Annotated in this window: 16 protein-coding genes; 5 read left to right on the top strand and 11 right to left on the bottom strand. The window is 68.4% G+C overall.

Translation table 11 applies throughout. The features are described from left to right. Nucleotides 1-167: 167 nt before the first annotated feature. The 3 genes from AC07O8_RS15575 to AC07O8_RS15565 form a co-directional block, all read right to left on the bottom strand. Entirely contained in the window at nt 168-1,496 is a 1,329-nt protein-coding gene (locus tag AC07O8_RS15575; RefSeq protein WP_088404913.1) for a TRAP transporter large permease, read from the bottom strand. Next, a complete protein-coding gene (locus AC07O8_RS15570; protein WP_495049103.1) occupies nt 1,493-2,158 on the bottom strand; it encodes a TRAP transporter small permease in 666 nt (221 codons plus the stop codon). The genes AC07O8_RS15575 and AC07O8_RS15570 overlap by 4 nt, the downstream gene beginning before the upstream one ends. A 78-nt stretch (nt 2,159-2,236) precedes the next feature. After that, a complete protein-coding gene (locus AC07O8_RS15565) occupies nt 2,237-3,259 on the bottom strand; it encodes a TRAP transporter substrate-binding protein (RefSeq protein WP_495048889.1) in 1,023 nt (340 codons plus the stop codon). A 188-nt stretch (nt 3,260-3,447) separates the two neighbouring features. Between AC07O8_RS15565 and AC07O8_RS15560 the strand changes: the two genes are divergently transcribed. Beyond that, nucleotides 3,448-5,490: a PAS domain S-box protein gene (locus AC07O8_RS15560; protein ID WP_495048888.1), complete on the top strand. Its 2,043-nt coding sequence runs from the start codon at nt 3,448-3,450 to the stop codon at nt 5,488-5,490. Then, nucleotides 5,487-6,116 carry a response regulator transcription factor gene (locus AC07O8_RS15555; RefSeq protein ID WP_495048887.1) on the top strand — a complete coding sequence of 210 codons (630 nt, stop codon included), beginning with the start codon at nt 5,487-5,489 and terminating at the stop codon, nt 6,114-6,116. The genes AC07O8_RS15560 and AC07O8_RS15555 overlap by 4 nt, the downstream gene beginning before the upstream one ends. Before the next feature lie 190 nt (nt 6,117-6,306). Here the strand turns inward: AC07O8_RS15555 and AC07O8_RS15550 are convergent, their stop codons facing one another. The 3 genes from AC07O8_RS15550 to AC07O8_RS15540 are packed head-to-tail and all read right to left on the bottom strand — an operon-like array spanning nt 6,307 to nt 8,712. Next, the gene (locus AC07O8_RS15550) at nt 6,307-7,533 is read right to left on the bottom strand and encodes a beta-ketoacyl-[acyl-carrier-protein] synthase family protein (protein WP_495048886.1); all 1,227 of its coding nucleotides are present in this window, start codon (nt 7,531-7,533) and stop codon (nt 6,307-6,309) included. A 14-nt stretch (nt 7,534-7,547) separates the two neighbouring features. Beyond that, nucleotides 7,548-7,823: an acyl carrier protein gene (locus AC07O8_RS15545; protein ID WP_495048885.1), complete on the bottom strand. Its 276-nt coding sequence runs from the start codon at nt 7,821-7,823 to the stop codon at nt 7,548-7,550. After that, nucleotides 7,807-8,712, bottom strand: a complete 906-nt coding sequence (locus AC07O8_RS15540; protein WP_495048884.1) for an alpha/beta hydrolase — start codon at nt 8,710-8,712, stop codon at nt 7,807-7,809. The genes AC07O8_RS15545 and AC07O8_RS15540 overlap by 17 nt, the downstream gene beginning before the upstream one ends. A 135-nt stretch (nt 8,713-8,847) precedes the next feature. On the opposite strand from AC07O8_RS15540, the gene AC07O8_RS15535 reads away from it, so the two are divergent. After that, complete coding sequence (locus tag AC07O8_RS15535; protein WP_297525182.1) at nt 8,848-9,537, top strand: response regulator; 690 nt, start codon at nt 8,848-8,850, stop codon at nt 9,535-9,537. Nucleotides 9,538-9,547: 10 nt separating this feature from the next. After that, nucleotides 9,548-10,945 (top strand): sensor histidine kinase, encoded by a 1,398-nt coding sequence (locus AC07O8_RS15530; protein ID WP_495048883.1) that lies wholly within the window; start codon nt 9,548-9,550, stop codon nt 10,943-10,945. Nucleotides 10,946-11,065: 120 nt separating this feature from the next. Here AC07O8_RS15530 and AC07O8_RS15525 read toward each other — a convergent pair whose 3' ends face one another. Both AC07O8_RS15525 and AC07O8_RS15520 read right to left on the bottom strand, forming a co-directional pair. Continuing rightward, nucleotides 11,066-11,314, bottom strand: coding sequence for a hypothetical protein (locus AC07O8_RS15525; protein WP_495048882.1), 249 nt, complete (start codon nt 11,312-11,314; stop codon nt 11,066-11,068). Nucleotides 11,315-11,564: 250 nt separating this feature from the next. After that, entirely contained in the window at nt 11,565-11,825 is a 261-nt protein-coding gene (locus tag AC07O8_RS15520; RefSeq protein ID WP_495048881.1) for a hypothetical protein, read from the bottom strand. A 439-nt stretch (nt 11,826-12,264) separates the two neighbouring features. Between AC07O8_RS15520 and AC07O8_RS15515 the strand changes: the two genes are divergently transcribed. Then, nucleotides 12,265-13,941, top strand: a complete 1,677-nt coding sequence (locus AC07O8_RS15515; protein WP_495048880.1) for a hypothetical protein — start codon at nt 12,265-12,267, stop codon at nt 13,939-13,941. A 283-nt stretch (nt 13,942-14,224) separates the two neighbouring features. On the opposite strand, the gene AC07O8_RS15510 is transcribed toward AC07O8_RS15515, so the two are convergent. The 3 genes from AC07O8_RS15510 to AC07O8_RS15500 are packed head-to-tail and all read right to left on the bottom strand — an operon-like array spanning nt 14,225 to nt 16,925. Further along, entirely contained in the window at nt 14,225-14,740 is a 516-nt protein-coding gene (locus AC07O8_RS15510; protein ID WP_495048879.1) for a response regulator, read from the bottom strand. After that, the gene (gene nosR, locus AC07O8_RS15505; protein WP_495048878.1) at nt 14,737-16,032 is read right to left on the bottom strand and encodes a response regulator c-di-GMP phosphodiesterase, NosR family; all 1,296 of its coding nucleotides are present in this window, start codon (nt 16,030-16,032) and stop codon (nt 14,737-14,739) included. The genes AC07O8_RS15510 and nosR overlap by 4 nt, the downstream gene beginning before the upstream one ends. After that, on the bottom strand, nt 16,029-16,925 hold the full coding sequence (locus AC07O8_RS15500; RefSeq protein ID WP_495048877.1) for an ATP-binding protein: 897 nt from the start codon (nt 16,923-16,925) through the stop codon (nt 16,029-16,031). Before AC07O8_RS15500 ends, nosR begins: the two co-directional genes overlap by 4 nt. Nucleotides 16,926-16,930 lie beyond the last annotated feature (5 nt).

Here is a 16,930-nt window from a genome sequence, read left to right as displayed (position 1 = left end):
CTACCTCCAGCGAGGGAGGTGAAGCCTCTCGCAAGCGGGTAATGCGTGACCCGGCGCATGACCCGGTGCTGACCCGGTGCTGACCCGACGCATGATCCGGCACCATGAAAAAAGCCCCGCGGCGCGAGCACGCCGGCGGGGCTTTCAGAAGAGGACGGGTTCCGCCGTCAGCCGACCAGGCCCAAGGCCCTCGGCAGCGCCAGCGACAGCGTCGGCCAGTAGGTCACGACCATCAGGAAGCCCAGCATCGTGAGCAGCCACGGCCACACGGCGACGGTGAGTTCGGTGATCCCCATCTTCGTGATCCCCGAGGCCACGTAGAGGTTCAAGCCCACCGGCGGATGGCAGAGGCCGACCTCCATGTTCACCGCCATCAGGATGCCCAGGTGCACCGGATCGACGCCGAGCTTGGCCGCCACCGGGAACAGGATGGGCGCCATGATCAGCACGATCGCTGCGGGGTCCATGAAGTTGCCCGCGCCCAGCAGGATCAGGTTGACCAGCAGCAGGAAGACGAACAGTCCGAAGCCCTGCGCCGACATCCACGCGGCCATCGTCTGCGGGATCTGCTCCGAGGCCATCAGGAAGCTGAACAGCACCGCGTTGGTGATGATGTACAGCAGCATCGAGCTCATCGCCGCGGCCTTGAGCAGCACCTTGGGCACGTCCTTCAGGCCCATGTCCTTGTAGACGAAGACCGAGATGATGAAGGCGTACACCGCGGCCACCGCGGCGGCCTCGGTCGGCGTGAACTTGCCGCTGTAGATGCCGCCGATGACGACGACGATCAGCATCAGGCCCCAGAAGCTGTCGCGGAAGGCCTTGAAGCGTTCGCCCCAGGTGGCCTTGACCATGCGCGGGTAGTCGTACTTCTTGGCGCGGTACCAGGTCGTGATGCCCAGCAGGATCGACAGGCACACGCCCGGCACGACGCCGGCCATGAACAGCTGGCCGACGGACGCGGTGCCGACGACCTCGCCGTGCGGACCCGTCGCCGACATGCCGGCCGTGGCGATGGAGAACATCACCAGGTTGATCGACGGCGGGAACAGGATGCCCAGCGCGCCGGACGTCGTGATCACCCCCGCCCCGAACTGCTTCGGATAACCCTGCTTGGTCATCGCCGGCAGGATGATGGAGCCGACCGCGACGACCGTCGCCACCGACGAGCCCGAGATCGCCGCGAACATCGCGCAGGCCAGCACGCCGGCCAGGCCCAGGCCGCCGTACCAGTGGCCGATCATGGTCGTGGCGAAGTGGATGATCCGCCGCGCCACCCCGCCGTGCGTCAGGAAGTTGCCCGCCAGGATGAAGAACGGGACGGCCATGATCTCGAACTTCTCGATGCCGGTGAACAGCTTGAGCGCGACCGATTCGATCGGCACGTTCGTCATCGTGAAGAGGTAGGTCAGGACCGTCAGGCCCAGCGAGATCGAGATCGGCATGCCGGTGAGCATCAGCACCACCAGCAGCGAGAAGATGATCAGCGTGTTCATGCGCGGTCTCCCTTCGAGCCGTTCGACGTCGAGGCCTTCGCGGCTTCCTCGGCGGTCCTCACCGACGCGACGGCGGCGACGTCGTCCTCGATGCCTTCGACATGGCCGTGGTCCGCGTGCGGCGCTTCACCGGTGCGGATGAAGGTCCAGCACACCTGCAGGAAGCGGAAGCACATCAGGTAGGACCCGAGCGGCACGCAGGAGTAGGCGATCCAGGTGGGGATCTCCAGGTCGGGCGAGGTCGGACCTTCGAACAGGTCGGGGTTGTTGATGCCCAGCGCGTGCGTGAATGCGTAGTGCGCGCCGTTCTCCCACACGAAGGTCGCGCCCAGCGTGCCCACCGTCGCGGTGAAGAGGGCGCCGGCCAGCAGGCTGAAGATCACCAGGTACTTCGCGTGCGCGGGCTTGAGCTTGCGCACCACCACGTCGACGCCGACGTGGGTGCCGGCGCGCACGCCGTAGGCCGCGCCGAACTTGGCCATCCACACGAACATGTAGATGCACAGCTCCTGCGCCCAGCTCACGTCGATGCGGATGACGTAGTCCTGCACGGCCGGCACGCCGGCCAGGAAGCGGTGCAGCACGGCCATCGCGATGACCAGCGTCGCCGCGCCCATGAGGAACGCGATCAGCGTTTCCTCCAATCGATCCAGCCACTTCAAGGACATGGCGGTCTCCTTCAGGCAAAGAAAAGCCGCGCCGCCTAAGCAGGGCGCGGCTGAGGAAGGGCGGTGAGCGATTTACTTCGTCGGCGGGACGAAACCGGCGGCTTTGTAGGCAGCCTCAACGGTGGCCTTGCCCACGCGCGACTCCATCTCCTTGTGGACCGGCATCAGCGCCAGCTTCCACTCGTTCACTTCCGCTGGGGTCAGCGTGTAGATGGTCGTCTTGCCGCTGGCCTTGATCTTCTCGAAGGCCTGCTGGTTCTCGGTCTGCGCGATCGCGTTGGCGTAGGTGGTCGCGTCCTTGACGCTGCTGTCGACCACGGCCTTCAGATCGGCCGGCAGGCCGTCGTAGAACTTCTTGTTGATGATCAGCGCGTAGGCCAGGTGGCCGTGGTTGCTGATCGTCGTGTGCTTCTGCACCTCGTAGGTCTTCTGCGTGTAGAAGTTGGACGGTACGCCTTCGGTGCCGTCGACCACGCCGGACTGCAGCGCCTGGTACAGCTCCGAGAAGGCCATCACCTGCGGGATCGCGCCCAGCGCGCGCATCTGGGCGTCCAGCACCTTGGAGGACTGGATCCGCATCTTCAGGCCCTTGAAGTCCGCCACGTGATGCAGCGGCTTGTTGGCGCTCATGATGTGGAAGCCGTTGTCCCAGAAGGCCAGGCCCTTGATGCCCTTGGGCTCGAGCTTCTTGAACAGCTCCATGCCCAAGGTCTGCGTCGTGTTGCGGAACGAGGCGTCGTCCTTGAACAGGAAGGGCAGGTCGAAGACCTCGAATTCCTTGACGCCCAGCGGGCCGAACTTGGCCAGCGACGGGGCCAGCATCTGGACCGAGCCCAGCTGCAGCGCCTCCAGCTCTTCCTTGTCCTTGTAGAGCTGGCTGTTGGGATAGACCTCGACCTTGAGCTTGCCCTTGCTGCGTTCCTCCGCGAGTTCCTTGAAGCGCTGCGCGCCCTTGCCCTTGGGGGTGTCGGGGGCGACGACGTGGCTCAGCTTGATGACGATCGGGGCCTGCGCGAAGGCGGATCCCATGGTGGCCACGCCGGCAATGGCGAGAGCGGCCGACAGCAGCAGGCGGCGGGGGAATTGGGTGGACATGCGGTCTCCTGGTGTTCTTCGGAATCCGCTGCACGGGCGCGCAACATGGGAGGTCGCGCGGCAGGGGGCGGAATGTGACGGATTGTGGAAATCCGGTTCCCGCGCCGCCAGTTGTGGACTTCCACATTGGGGAAACACGTATCCCGCGGGGCCCGTCGTGCGCTCTGCGCAGCGCCTAGACTGCCGCCATGGCCGCGTCCCGACGTCTCCTCCACCTGATCAAGCGCGCGAGCTGGGCGCTGCCGCTGGTGCTCGCGCTGGCCTTCGCGGCGTCGGTCGGCGTGTGGCTGCGATTCAGCGACATGCGCGACCTGGAGGAAGAGCGGCTGACGCTGATCGCCGACGCGCTGTCGCTGGAGGCGCGCATCTCGGACTGGCTCAACGCGGAGCACGCGGCGGTGGATCGCCTGGCGCAGCAGCTGCCGGGCAACGTCGACGACCAGATCCTGCTGAACCATCGCGCGGTGGCTGAAGGCTTGCGGCGCTTGTGGGTCAGCGTGACGGTGCTCGACGCCAACAACCGCGTCATCGCGCATGTGCCGCAGCAGACGCCGCAGGCGCTGGCGCCGTCGCGGGAGCGCAGCGGCGTGAGCCTCGACGAAGGCGGGCTGACCGCGCACTGGAGTTCACCGCGGCCGCAGGGCGGCCGGCTGGTCGTGCGCTTCGCGCCGAGCGCGCTGCTGCGGCAGACGCTGCCGTGGTGGCTCGCGCAGAAGTACGACGTGCGCCTGGTCGACGGACTGGGGCAGCGGCTGGCGCAGACGGGCGACGCGCTCGCGCTGCCCGACACGCAGAGCTACCGCGTCAGCGTCGATCCGGCAATGCGCGAGACGTGGTTGGAACTCAACACCCGCGTGCCGCACCGGCCGTGGTGGTACACGCTGGCGGCGGCGCTGATGGGCGTGTTCCTGCTGCTGTCCGCATTGGCCAGCGGCATGCTGCGCCGGCAGATGCGCGAGGTGCGGCGGGCCGAAGGCGAGGCGCGCACCGAGGCGGCCTGGCGCCGCGCGGTCGAGGATTCGCTGACGGTGGGCCTGCGCGGTCGCGACCTGGACGGCCGGCTGACGCATGTGAACCGCGCCTTCTGCGATCTGGTGGGCTACAGCGCCGAGGACCTGCTGGGCCAGTTGCCGCCGATGCCGTACTGGCTGCCCGACGAGATGGCGGACAGCCTGCGCCGGCACCAGCGCAACATGGCCGGCGGTGCGCCGCGCGAGGGGTACGAGGCGCGCTGGATGCACCGCGACGGGCACGAGCTGGACGTGATGATCTTCGAGGCGCCGCTGGTGGACGCGAACGGCGTGCAGATCGGATGGATGGGGTCGATCGTGGACATCAGCGCGCGCAAGCAGACCGAGGAGCGCGACCGTCGCCGCACCGAGGCGCTGGCACACCAGGCGCGGCTGAGCACGCTGGGCGAGGTGGCGTCGGCGCTGGCGCATCAGCTGAACCAGCCGCTGGCGGCGATCGCGGGCTACAACGCGGGGGCGCTGCGTTCGCTGGAACGCGCGGGCCAGACCGACGAGATCGTGATGGAGGCGCTGCGCCGCCTGGGCGAGCAGGCGCAGGAGGCCGGGCGCATCGTGCAGCGCATCCGCGCCTTCCTGACGCGGCGCGCGCCGCAGCCGGAACGCTGCGCGGTGCCGGAGCTCGCGTCGCGGGTGCTGGCGCTGCTCAAGCGCGACCTGCGCGGCGTGCTCGTCGAGGTGGCGATGCCCTCCGGCCTGCCGGATGTGCAGGCCGATGCCGTGCTCATCGAGCAGGTGCTGATCAACCTGGTGCGCAACGCGCTCGACGAACTGCACGGCAAGCCGGGATCGCAGGTGCGGATCGCGGCGCAGCGTGTCGGCGATCGTTTCGTCCGGGTGGATGTCGACGACAACGGGCCGGGGCTCCAAGGCCGCGGCATCGATCAATTGACGACGGCGTTCTATTCGACGAAGTCCGAAGGCATGGGGATGGGGCTGGCGATCTGCCGTTCGGTGATCGAGGCGCACCATGGCGGCATGGAAGCCGGCGCGAGCGCGCTGGGCGGCGCGAGGATCAGTTTCACGCTGCCGCTGTGTCCGGGGCAGGGCGCCTGCGACGACAGCGAGCACGCCGCCGTCGTGGGCACGGGCGCGGGCACGAATGCGGGCACGAATGCGGGCACGAATGCGGGCACGAATGCGGGCACCCTTGCCGGCACCGGCAAGGGCGTCATCGGACAACACAAGGAGGGCGCGCGATGAGCGACCCACAGGCGACGGTCCACCTGGTGGACGACGAAGCGGCGGTGCGGGACGCGCTGGCTTTCCTGATGCGGACGCACGGGCTGCGGGTGGAGCCGCACGCGAGCGGTCCCGCGTTGTTCGAGGCGCTGGCCCGCGCAATCGACCCGCACGGCTGCATCGTGCTGGACGTCCGGATGGAGCCGCTCTCCGGGCTGCAGGTGCATGACGAGCTGATCGCGCGCGGCGTGCCGCTGCCGGTGATCTTCCTGAGCGGCCACGGTGACATCCCGATGGCGGTGGACGCGATGCAGAAGGGCGCGCTCGACTTCGTCGAGAAGCCGTTCAACGACCAGGCGCTGGTCAACAAGGTGCAGCGCGCGATCGCCACGGACATCCACCGCTGGCGCGAGTCGCGCGCGCACGCGGACGTCGCCGGCAAGCTCGCCAGCCTGACCGACCGCGAGCGCGAGGTCGCGGTGCTGGTCGCGGCCGGCAAGCTCAACAAGCAGGTCGCCGACGAACTCGGCATCGCGATCCGCACGGTGGAGGTCCACCGCGCGAGGGCGTTCACCAAGCTCGGCCTGCGCTCCGCGGCGGAGCTGGCGACGATGCTGGAGCGGTTCGAGGTGAAACGTGGCCCTTGATTTGCGAATCAAGGCAGTTGCGTCGACGGGCTTCGGCGACAAGGCCTTGAACATGAGCAAGGTATCCGGAGTCGCCAGTTGATTCGGCGTCCAGAAGAATCGCCTGAATTGCTGCCTCGTTGTTGAGGCGCTCGACGACGTCGTAGGTCAGTAGGAATTCGGGCATGCGGCCAGCGTAGACCGCATGTCCTCAAGCCGCACTGATCACAAGCGACACGTTGCTTCCGCCGAATGCGAAGGAATTGCTGACCATTGACTTGGATGAGTCGAACGCTCGCGGCTCGCGGATCAGGTCGGCGATTTCCTCGAGCTCGCTCTTGCCGATGTGCGCGCTCGCCGGGAGTTCCCCGCGGCGCATCGCCTGCACGCAGGCGACCAGTTCCAGCGCGCCGCCGGCGCCGATCAGGTGGCCGTGCAGCGCCTTGGTCGCGCTGACCGGCACGCCGCGCACGCCGAAGACGCGCGACAGCGATTCGGCCTCGACCGTGTCGCCGACATCCGTCGCCGTGCCGTGCGCGTTCACGTAGCCGACCTGCGACGCCTCGATGCCGGCATCCGCCAGCGCGGCGCGCAGCGCGCGTTCCTGGCCGTCGGCGTCGGGCCGCGACAGGTGCACCGCGTCCACGCTATGCCCGTAGCCGGCCAGCACGGCAAGCGCCGACGCGCCGCGTGCGCGGGCGTGGCTCTCCGTCTCCAGCACCAGCGCCGCCGCGCCCTCGCCCAGCACCAGGCCCTTGCGTGCATCGTCGAACGGCCGGCAGCTGCGCGACGGATCTTCCGGATCCGCTGGCGCCATCACGCCCATCGCCTGCCAGGCCGCCACCGACCCCGGGTTCAGCATCGCCTCCGAGCCCCCGACCAGCGCCACGTCCGCGCGGCCCTGGCGCAGCAGCATCAGCGCCTCGCCGATCGCCTGCGCCGACGAGGCGCACGCGTTGGAGATCGTCAGCATCGCCGCCTTCAGCCCGTACTTCATCGCCAGGTGCGACGCGGCCGAGTTGCTCATCACCCGCACCACCGTGTACGGATGGATGCGCGGCGTCTCCTTCGTCAGGTGCTCGCCGTAGGACTGCTGCAGCGCGTTCGAGCCGCCCAGTCCCGTCCCCCAGGCCACCGCCGAACGCTCCGGCGTCGCGGACGTCGCCGGCAGGCCGGACTGCGTCCAGGCCTCGCGCGCCGCGTGCAGCGCCATCAGGCTGTGGCGGTCGTGCAGGTTGCGCTGCGCCGGCGGCATGTCCTGTCCCAGCGGCAGCGTCACCGCCGCCGCCGCGAACGGCACCACGCCGCGTGTCGGTTCTCCCGGCTGCAGCGTGATCCCCGACCGCCCCTGCGCCAGCGCCAACGCCAGCGAGTCCGCGTCCGGGCCGAGCGCGCTGCACGCGCCGATGCCGGTGATCCATACCGCTTCCGGGCTCATGCCGGCACCGGCGCTCAGGCGGCGACGGCCGCGGGCGTGCCGCCGGCGTCGGCCTTGGCGGCCAGTTGCTCGTCCACGATCGCGGCCAGGCCGACGATCGTCGGCTGCTTCATCGCGGTGTCGTGGTCGATCTCGATGTGGAACTTGTCCTCCACCGCGAACATGAAGTCGACCAGCATCAGCGAGTCCAGTCCCAGTTCGGCGAAGGTGACGTCGTTCTTCAGTTCGTCGTCGGTCATGCCCAGCTCGTGGCAGGCGAGTTGACGGAGTTGATCAAGCGTGTTGCTCATGGCGGAGGTCCTCGGTCGTGGTCAAAGGGGAATGGCGCTCGGACAGTGCCTCGACGGGCACCAGGCGCTGCAGGAACTGACGCGCCGCCTGGGTGACGGCGCCGCGTTCGTTGTCCAATGTCAACATGTGATAGCTGTGATGGAACCAGTGCACCTCGGGCGTCGTGGCCAGACGGCGCTGCAGCTCCAGCACCGAACGAGGACCGCTGACGTCGTCCTCGCTCGCATGCAGGACGACGGCGGGCGCGTCGATCTCGTGCAGGCGGCGGCGCACGAGGCGGATCATCCGGGACGCCTGATACAGCGACGCGGCCGGCAGCCGGTCCGCGCCGGCCGCGGAGACGTGGCTCGCATTCATCGCCTGCGCGACCCACTCGCGCAGCCGTTCGTTCTTGATGCCGTAGGGCGGCGTCTCGCGGAAGGCCAGCCACTGGCGCAGCGGCGGCACGTAGGCCAGCGGCAGCAGGCGGCGCCATGGCGAGACGTTCCAGCCGTCGAAGTGCAGGCTGGTGGACAGCAGCATCAACGCCGCCGCCGGCCGCTTCAGCGCCAGGGCCAGCGCCAGCACGGCGCCCATCGACAGGCCGCCGACGGCCACGCGGGCGTGTTTCGCGGCCAGCGCGTCGAAGTGCGCGGCCGCCATCTCGACCCATTGTTCGAAGGGCGGGACCGCGCGGCGGACGGGCTTGTCCGCGGCCGGCGCGCCGGCGACCGGGGGCACGACGCCGTAGCCGTCCAGCGCGGGCGCTTCCACGGCGTAGCCGGCGTCGCGCAGCGCGCGGGCCAGCGGCATCATCTCCAGCGGGTTGGCGCACAGGCCGTGCAGGAGCAGCACGGCGGGGCGCGGATCCGGCTGGGCGGGGAAGTCGGGATGGGCGGTGTTCGGCATGGACGGCAGTCTGTCCAAGCTCGCTGTTGCGGACTTGACGACAAGCTGTCCGGAACCTGTCGGCGCCGTTGCCCTCAGGTTTCTGACAGGTGACCGATTGGCCCGTGCAAGGGTCTAGCCTTATGCTGACGCTCCATGCGAATCCTCCTGGTCGAAGACGATGAGTTCCTGGCGGAGTCCACCGCCCGGGCGCTGCGCTCGCAGTCCTGGGTCGTGGACGTCAGCGCCCGCGGCGAACCCGTGCCGCTGTCCTTGCGCGAGGACCGTTATGACCTGCTCATCCTGGACATCGGTCTGGCCGGCATCGACGGCTTCGAGACGCTGCGGCGCGTGCGCGCGCAGGGCAGCACGACGCCGGTCCTGCTGCTGACGGCGCGCGACGCCGTCGAGGACCGCGTGCGCGGCCTGGAAGGTGGCGCTGACGACTACCTGGTCAAGCCCTTCGCGCTGAGCGAGCTGATCGCCCGCGCCCGCGCGCTGGTGCGCCGCAGCCAGGCCCGCACCGGCAACGAGTTGAGACTCTCCTCGCTGCGCATGGACATGGAGGCGCGCCGCGCCTACATCGCCGAGGAGCCGCTGGCCTTGTCGGCCCGCGAGTGGGACGTGCTGGGTTTCCTGCTGGCGCGCGCCGGCAAGGTGGTCGCCAAGGAGCAGATCGCCTCGGCCAGCAACGGCTGGGAGCAGGGCGTCAGCGACAACGCGATCGAGGTCTGCGTCTCGCGCCTGCGCGCCAAGATCGAGCCCGCCGGCCTGCAGCTGCGCACCGTGCGCGGCCTGGGCTACCTGCTGGAAGAGATGCCGTCCCCGCCGGCGGCCAAGGCCTGACCCCCGCGGCATGACCGAGTCGTCCCAGCCCGGCGGCGGCCGGACCTTCAGCCTCAAGCAGCGGCTGCTCATCTGGCTGATGTTCCCCGTGCTGGTCGCGGTGCCCGCGGCCGGCTTCATGCTGTACCGGGTCATGCACGACACGGCGATCTCCTGGCTCGACCAGGCGCTGGGCGACACGGCCCTCGCGGTGGCCAGCCTGCTGCGCGAGCGCGACGGGCAGGTCGTCGTCGACGTGTCGGGGCCGACCGACCGGGCGCTGCGTTTCGACCGCACCGATCGCGTGTACTACCTGGTGCTCGATCCCTCGGGCGAGGTCGTGCTGGGCGACGCGCAGCTGGCGCGACTGAAGCTGCCCAAGCGCAAGCCCAACGAATGGTTCTTCACCCTGGCGACGCTGGACGGCGAATCGCTGCGGGCGGCGGCGCTCGGCGCCACCTGCGGCAACGGACGCGTCTGCCAGATCCTGGTCGCCGAGACGCTGAACAAGCGCGATGCGCTGCAGCAGCAGCTGCTGGTGGTCGTCGGACTGCTGATCGGCGGCATGGCCGTGCTGCTGGCCGGCGCCGGCTGGTGGGCCACCTACCGCGGCCTGAGACCGCTGGCGCAGCTGAGCGAGGAGCTCGAGCAGCGCGACCTGTCGCGCCTGGAGCCGCTGCAGCCCGACGTGCCCGCCGAGTTGCGACCCTTGATCGCGGCGTTCAACCGCCTCTTCGAAAGGCTGCGGCGGGCGTCGTCGGCGCAGCAGGACTTCCTGGCGAACGCGGCGCATCAGCTGCGCACGCCGTTGACCTCGCTCCGCACCGAGATCGACCTGGCCCTGCTGGAGCCGCACGATCCGCAGATGGAGCCGGTGCTCAAGCGGCTGCAGGGGTCGGTGGACCGCAGCGCGCGGCTGGCGACGCAGATGCTGTCGATCGCGCGTGCCGAGGCCGAGCCCGGCGGCCGCGAGCAGCCGGTGAACCTGCGCGACATTGCCGCGCAGGTCGCGGAGGACTGGGTGCCGCGTGCGCTGCAGGCCGGTGCGGACATCGAGTTCGAACTGGAGAGCGCGCCCATGCTGGGGCAGAGCTTCCTGTTGCGGGAGTTGCTGTCCAACGTGCTGCACAACAGCCTGAACTACGCCGGGCCGAATCCGCACATCACGGTGCGTACCGGCAGCGACGGCGAGTGGTCCCGCATGGAGGTCGAGGACAACGGCCCCGGCATCCCGCCGCAGGACCGCGAGCGCGCGCTGCGCCGCTTCGAGCGCGGCAGCGAGTCCAAGGGCACGGGCAGCGGCCTGGGCCTGGCGATCGCGCTGGACATCGCGCAGCGGCATCGCGGGAAGCTGGAGCTGCTCGACGCGACCGCGGGGCAGGGCCTGCGGGTGCGGTTGAGCGTGCCGAGAGAACAGCCGCAGGGCTGAGGTTCAGGCGCTTGACCTTCCCTTCCTCTGGCACGGCTTGCAAAGCAAAACGCCCGGCACAAGCCGGGCGTTTTGCTTGAGGCCGCAAGGCCTCCATCGATGCAGCGCGACCTTCAGGTCTTACTGCGCCGAAGCGACCTGGAGGCTGTCGGACGAGGTATCGCGGCGGCCGGTCACGTAGACCGTCGGCAGCTGCTGACGCTTGGCCGAGATCACCACCGGATCGAGCGTGACGATCTGGGCGCGCATTTCGCGTTGACCTTCTGCGTGGGCCATGCCCAGACCCAGCACCACGGCGGCGACTGCGCCGAAAGCGACGGCCTTGATGCTGCGGCTGGTGGCGGATTCGATGTCGAGGCGGTGGGTCATGTCGTTCTCCTGGATCGGTGGGCTGTGTCGATGGATGGAGTGTCGTCATCGACGCCCCGCGTTTCGAGCAGCAGGAGACGAAGCCGCAGCGCAGCGGCGTGAACTGCATGGGCGGCGGATGAGCGGAGGTGAGGAGGGCGGAGATTCGCTCTGCAGCGGATGGGTGCGTTTCGGCGGATGAACCTCGGGGACGGCAGCGTGGTCAGGGCGCAGCGAAGGACTGTTTGGCAGCGGAAGCGGACCAGGGACATCAAGCGTCGTAGAACGACTCGGGATGCACCTCCACTTCAGCAAGCGCAATTGCCCGCTTGAGCTCTGAAAGCGAGAACGCCACGTCCCGGTCGCCGTGGAGCACCACCTGCATACCTAGGTCCTCGTCTGCACGGAACGTGACGACAGGTAGAGACGGGTTGCTGGGCCGGCCCGTCACTTCGACGTGCATCCCATCGCCGACTGCGGAGAAGCACTGAAGTTGAAGCACAGCCACGTATTCCGGGTCGGATGTATGCATGCCCAGAGCTTAGCCCTGACTGCCGGCTGAACTCACCCGCAGAACCACTTGGGGGTGAGGCCGGACGTCCGCTTCCAGCCTAAAAGCGGTCCCGGCCTTGCTTTGCGATTGAGCCTCGCGTCTCCGGCCGCCGAACATGCAGTCGCCTGGCGCGTGGCGGGTCTCCTCCCTCCGAGTGCGGTTGTCCGCTGAGAGCTCCAAGCGACGTCAGGACCAATTGATGGGCGTCGCCTGGGCCGTCGTACCGGCGGCGGGCTGCTTCTACGTGGGTCTGGTGTGAGCACTGCACGGCATTGACCGCGGCTGGTGAGAAGTGGCTTACGTCCGGGGCTCGAAGACAATGGAGAGAGACGCCGGGCAAGACGCTCGACCATCACCGATCCCCTCGCCCTTGTCCCAGCCACAACTATCACCCTCCGCCTTCCTTCCACGCCGCGAATTGGCCGGAAACGAACGCGACACCTTCATTGCCCGGCGAGAGCGCCTCTTCACTGCCTGCACGCCGCAGGAGCAGCATCTGCTCGTCGCGTGGGCGTGTTGGTATGAGCGGAACAATCCGGAACTGCTCACGCGTCCCAATGCGTTCAGCCGCGCTCAGCAGATCCGGAGCGCTGAGATATTTCTCCCGCTGCTGCGGTTGGCGCTCAAGCAGAAGGCGGAAAAGCCGCCAGGCGCGCTCGTTCGTGGCCTGGCGACCATCGGCGACCTGATCGACCGATGGGAGGCGCGCCGCAGCAGGTTCGCCCAGCAGCGATTTTTCCGGCATGTCCAGGCAGCGTTGCGCGAGGCTTCCCCCGAGGCGGCGATGGGCGCCGTCCACGTGCTGCGGACGCTCCCGGTGCATGTGGGCGTCGGACACCCGCGGGGTGGTCCCGATTCCGACTTCGCCAAGGGGCTGGTCGAGCTCACTGCTGAATGCGCGAGGGACCGCAGGTCTCCGGCTGCGCGTCGTCTCGCTGCGCTGCTGCGCTGCTCGCAGTGGTCCACCGAGTTCTCGACGCCCCTTCACCGCCCACGCGACCTGGGACTGCTCAGGTGGCATCTGCTGCTGGCGCGTATCCAGGAAGATCCCGCTGGTGCAGGCACGGCCTACGACGAGATGAGCGATAGAGACACGACGGCCTATCCCTTGAGTGACATGGACTTGTTCGGGGAACCGATGCTGAGCCAGGAACTGGCGACGGCGCTGTTTGTCTCTCGGCCGGAAGCCGCGGCGACGCTGATGCAACGATCGCTGTTTAGCAGCATGTCCACCGTCAAGCGGCCCGCCAAGGAAGACGATGCTGCAGGAGACATCCGGCGCGTTCTTGATGAGGCGGGCGAGACGCTCGCCGAGTGGGTGCTGACCGACGGCGCGTTGTCACCGATCGCGGCCTTGTCGGCATTGCGTGCTTTGTTCCGCGACGGTGACCCATCGAAGTCCTACTGGCCCATGCTGCCGCGACGGACGGCCGAGCTGCTGCGGGACTTGGCGCCGGCGAACCGGCATCTTGAAGTCAATGGGTGGATGAACGTCGCCCTGTACGAGCCCGCTGGCAGCGCGCTCGGCCAGGAGGCCGTTGCTTGGCTGGGCCGACGCGCGCAGGAGCTTTTGAGCAAAACCGACGGTCTGCCTTTTGCAGCCGGCTCTTCGCTCATCGATTTCCTCGAGAACACCGTGGAGCGGCTTGACGATTCGGTGTTGAGCGGGCGGAACTGGCGACTGCCGGCGCCGGCGGACCACACGATATACCGGATCGTCGACGCGGGCTTGGACGAGCTGTTCGCGCGGCGTTCGACCGACCACCCGGAGCGATCGCTGCGGGATCGCGCCAGCCTGATCCGCAATGCGCCGCATGAACACCTGATCCGCAAACACCACCGTCTGTTTCGACATGAATTCGCGGGGAAAGCGCGAGCGTTTCCGAAGGATGCGGGACTGGCGCTGAAACGGATCGCGCAATACAGCGAATTCAGCCAGATCGACGACCGGATCTATCGACAGGACCTATGCAAGGAAACCTTCAAGGAGTTGCTGCCGCCGCTGGAAGCGATTTCTCCGAAGGATGCAGCCGTTGCTCGCGCAGGGAAAAACTGGGATCCGCGTGAAGAGCCTTTCGAGGACTTCGATGACTGACACAAGTGCTGCGCCGCTGGGATCCGGGCCGGAGGCCCAGCAAGACGCCGAACGCCCGGTCTTGGAGGGGCGCATACAGCCTCAGTCAGAAGCCGACATCCGCTCTGCAGCGATTACGGTCTTTCGGCCCGGATCCAGATCTGACCGCAGCAAACCCCAAAGCAGTCGACCGCATGTGCGGGAGTACGAGTCGTAGATCAGTCAATCAAGGCGCCCAGCCCGCAGCTGTTCACGCTCGTTTACCTCGACCTGGCGGCTTAGGCAAACTTGACCTGGCCCTTCTTCACAACCCGCCCGGTCCCGTTGGCAGCGGGCCTGGCATCAACACCTCGCCGTTCGGGCCCCAGTCGACCTGGGTGATGCCTGGCTCCATCGCTTCCAGCCGGCGCCGTTCCAGCTCGTAGGCGCTGGGCATGGCGCAGGGGTCGAAGGCCAGCGCGGCCTGCAGATCGGCGAGCAGCTGCGCCTCACTCCAGGGTTTGGGGATGAAGCGGAACACCCCGGCGCGATTCACTGCGGCCAGCAGGGTGCCGAAGTCGGTCGCGGCGCTGAGCATCAGGCGCACCGCGCGCGGGTCCAGTTCGCGGGCGCGGGCGAGCAGGCTGACGCCGTCCAGCCCCGGCATGCGGTAGTCGCTGATCAGCACATCGAAGCGCTCGTGCTGCAGGCGCTGCAGGGCCTGCAGCGGATCGCTGCACAGCGCGACACTGAACTGCTGCGGTATGAACTGGCGCTGCAGCAGGCGGCGCAGGGCCTGCAGCACCGGCATCTCGTCGTCGACGATGAGCAGGCGCTTCATGATCCGCTCTCCCGCGGCGACTGCACGGACAGCAGCAGGCTCAGGCCATGCTTGCGCTCGAAGCCCCGGATGCGCTCGATCAAGTCGTCGCTGAGACGCTGGCCGGCCGACAGCAGCAGCACGCCCTCGGGCGACATGAAGTCCTTGGCCAGGACTTGGCCGGCGCGCAGCTCCGCAGTGGCCAGCCGCAGCATGGCCGGCTTGCGCCTGGGCGGCGCGGTCGAGAACAGGCTCACGAAGGCATCGACGACGCCGGGGTCGAACTGGCTGCCGCGCCCGGCGATCACCGCTTGACGGGCCTCGGAGGGACTCAGGGCCTGGCCGTCGAGATGGCCGCTGCGCAGGTCCTCGTAGGCGTCGGCCACCGCCAGGATGCGAGCACCAAGCGGGATCGCCGTGCCGCGCAGGCCGTCGGGGAATCCCTGCCCGTCCCAGCGCTCGTGGTGGGCGCGGATCAGCGGCGCCACGCCCTGCATGTCGTCGTTGGCCAGGAGCGCCTGCTCGCCGAGCACCGGGTGCAGCCGGTATCGGCGCAGCTCATCGCGTTCGAGCTTGTTCAGCGGCCGCGCCAGCACTGCGTCGCTGAGGCCGATGTGACCGATGTCGTGCAGCAGTGCGGCGATGGGCAGATCGTGCGCCGTGTTGGCGTCCAGCGTCATCACCTGCGCGATGCGCCGCGTCAGATCGGCGACCTGGCGGGCATGGCCGACCTGGGCGCGGTCGCGCAGCTCGATCAGCGCGGTGAAGGCCTTGATCGAGGTCAGGTAGTTGCGCTTGGGCCTGTCGTTGGCCGCGGCCAGTTGCTCGGTCCGCAAGGCAACGCGGACCTCCAGATTCGCGTTCAGCGTCTTCAGCTCGTCGTTCTGCTGTTGCGTCAGGCACTCCAACGCCCGCTTGTCGGCTTCGAGCTGCTGGATCTCGGCGACTTGCCTCAGGGTCAGCAGCAACTCGTCGTCGTTCCAGGGCTTGGCGATGTAGCGGTGCACGCGGCCGTGGTTGATGGCGGCGATGGTCGAGCCCAGATCAGCCTGGCCGGTCAGCAGCAGGCGCGCGGTCTGCGGCCAGCCCTGGCCGACCCGTTCGAGCAGCTGCACGCCGTCCATGCCCGGCATGCGCATGTCTGACAGCACGGCGTTGACGGGCTCGCTGGCGAGCAGGGCCAGCGCCTCCTCGGCATTGCCGGCGGTCAGGATGCGCCAGCCGGTGCTGCGGAACAGCCGCCGCAACACGGCCAGGATGTTGGGCTCGTCGTCGACGGCGAGCAGGGTCCAGGGCGTGGGTTCAGCGCTCATGCTGCAGCCCCGGAAGTGCCCGGACGCCGCACCGGCAGCGTGACGCGAAAGCACGAGCCCCGGCCCGGTTCGCTGCGCACGTCGATGCGGCCCTGGTGCTTCTGCACGATGCCATAGGCCAGCGACAGGCCCAGGCCGGTGCCGCGACCGACCGGCTTGGTAGTGAAGAAGGGGTCGAAGACTCGCGCCAGGTGCTCGGGCGCGATGCCGCAGCCATCGTCCTCGACCTCAACCCAGACCTTGTCGCCGGCGTCGGCGCTGCGCACGACGATCAGGCCACGTTCCGGGCCGATTGCATGGGCCGCGTTGACGAGCAGGTTCAGGAATACCTGGTTCAGCTCCGAGGGCAGGCATTCGACGTCGGGCAGCTCGCCGTACTCGCGCTTCACGTCGGCCCGGTACTTGATCTCATTGGCGACGATGTTCAGTGTCGAGTCGATGCCCTGGTGCAGCGAGGCCCAGACCCATTCCTGGTGGGTGTCGACGCGCGAGAAATCCTTCAGGTCCTGGACGATCTGGCGCACCCGGGAGAGGCCCTCCTTGGACTCGCCCATCAGCATGGGGATGTCCTGCTTCAGATAGTCCAGTTCGACCCGTTCGCGCAAGGCCGCGAGCCGCTCCGCGACGGCGCTGCCGGCCAGCGCCGCCTCGGCCTGCTCGTAGGCCTCAAGCATCTCGAACAGACGCACGAGATACGCCTGCAGCGTGCCGAAGTTGGAGAACACATAGCCGATCGGGTTGTTGATCTCGTGCGCCACGCCGGCGGCGAGTTGCCCGATCGAGGCCAGCCGTTCGGACTGCAGCAACTGGTCCTGCGTGCTGCGCAGGCTGTCGTTCAGCGCTCGCAGCTCCTGGTTGGCGCGCTGCAAAGAGAGGAGTTCGGCGTCGGTCATGGGGG

This window comes from Roseateles sp. GW821-FHT09G09, from assembly GCF_059415965.1.
This window is presented reverse-complemented; position numbering and strand designations above follow the sequence as displayed.

Excerpts from the sequence above, each read along its gene's own strand:
- AC07O8_RS15560 (WP_495048888.1), top strand. The coding sequence starts at position 3,448 with ATGGCCGCGTCCCGACGTCTCCTCCACCTGATCAAGCGCGCGAGCTGG.
- AC07O8_RS15500 (WP_495048877.1), bottom strand. The coding sequence starts at position 16,925 with ATGACCGACGCCGAACTCCTCTCTTTGCAGCGCGCCAACCAGGAGCTG.
- AC07O8_RS15565 (WP_495048889.1), bottom strand. The coding sequence starts at position 3,259 with ATGTCCACCCAATTCCCCCGCCGCCTGCTGCTGTCGGCCGCTCTCGCC.
- AC07O8_RS15530 (WP_495048883.1), top strand. The coding sequence starts at position 9,548 with ATGACCGAGTCGTCCCAGCCCGGCGGCGGCCGGACCTTCAGCCTCAAG.
- AC07O8_RS15575 (WP_088404913.1), bottom strand. The coding sequence starts at position 1,496 with ATGAACACGCTGATCATCTTCTCGCTGCTGGTGGTGCTGATGCTCACC.
- AC07O8_RS15520 (WP_495048881.1), bottom strand. The coding sequence starts at position 11,825 with ATGCATACATCCGACCCGGAATACGTGGCTGTGCTTCAACTTCAGTGC.
- AC07O8_RS15545 (WP_495048885.1), bottom strand. The coding sequence starts at position 7,823 with ATGAGCAACACGCTTGATCAACTCCGTCAACTCGCCTGCCACGAGCTG.
- AC07O8_RS15540 (WP_495048884.1), bottom strand. The coding sequence starts at position 8,712 with ATGCCGAACACCGCCCATCCCGACTTCCCCGCCCAGCCGGATCCGCGC.
- AC07O8_RS15550 (WP_495048886.1), bottom strand. The coding sequence starts at position 7,533 with ATGAGCCCGGAAGCGGTATGGATCACCGGCATCGGCGCGTGCAGCGCG.
- AC07O8_RS15535 (WP_297525182.1), top strand. The coding sequence starts at position 8,848 with ATGCGAATCCTCCTGGTCGAAGACGATGAGTTCCTGGCGGAGTCCACC.
- AC07O8_RS15555 (WP_495048887.1), top strand. The coding sequence starts at position 5,487 with ATGAGCGACCCACAGGCGACGGTCCACCTGGTGGACGACGAAGCGGCG.
- AC07O8_RS15525 (WP_495048882.1), bottom strand. The coding sequence starts at position 11,314 with ATGACCCACCGCCTCGACATCGAATCCGCCACCAGCCGCAGCATCAAG.
- AC07O8_RS15510 (WP_495048879.1), bottom strand. The coding sequence starts at position 14,740 with ATGAAGCGCCTGCTCATCGTCGACGACGAGATGCCGGTGCTGCAGGCC.
- nosR (WP_495048878.1), bottom strand. The coding sequence starts at position 16,032 with ATGAGCGCTGAACCCACGCCCTGGACCCTGCTCGCCGTCGACGACGAG.